Source organism: Leptospira semungkisensis, from assembly GCF_004770055.1.
In the GTDB taxonomy this organism is placed as follows: Bacteria; Spirochaetota; Leptospiria; order Leptospirales; family Leptospiraceae; genus Leptospira_B; species Leptospira_B semungkisensis.
Genome location: NZ_RQEP01000013.1, coordinates 1 through 459 on the forward strand (window position 1 = coordinate 1; position 459 = coordinate 459).

General features: G+C 44.2%; 2 pseudogenes. Both read left to right on the top strand.

The window, feature by feature from the left end:
* A pseudogene (locus tag EHO59_RS10985) lies at positions 1-253 on the top strand (formate hydrogenase); the annotation flags it as partial.
* Positions 250-459, top strand: a pseudogene (locus tag EHO59_RS10990) (proton-conducting transporter transmembrane domain-containing protein); the annotation flags it as partial. The pseudogenes EHO59_RS10985 and EHO59_RS10990, both read left to right, overlap by 4 nt.

Below are 459 nucleotides of genomic sequence, written 5' to 3' on the forward strand. Positions count from 1 at the left end.
TCTATTGTATGTTCTTCTTCTCATCTATGTGGGAGTGATCGGTTTTATCGTAAGAAGGAACTGGGTGGGAGTCATTGCCTGCTTCAGTATCTTTGAGAACGGAACCTTCTTACTCACTCTTCTCTTGAAATCCGGAGTTCCAATCGGAAGCGAGCTTGGCTCCTTCTTAGATGCGGTGCTTATCATAGGCGCCGGAGCTGCACTTCGGATCAACACCGAGAAAGAAATGGATAAAGGAGAAAATTTCAGATGAGTTTTGAAATTCTTTTAGGGATAGGCGCCGCTGTTTTTATCCTGATCTTTCTCACGTATGTTCTAGCACCTACTAAGAACCAAACGAACTTAGTGTTCTGGTCTGTTCTTCTGGTTTTATGCGGAGGCATCAACTTTGCAGTTTGGATCATCCGAGATTGGAACGAAGAAGGAACCACTCTGCAATGGGTCTTGATAGAAGCGACT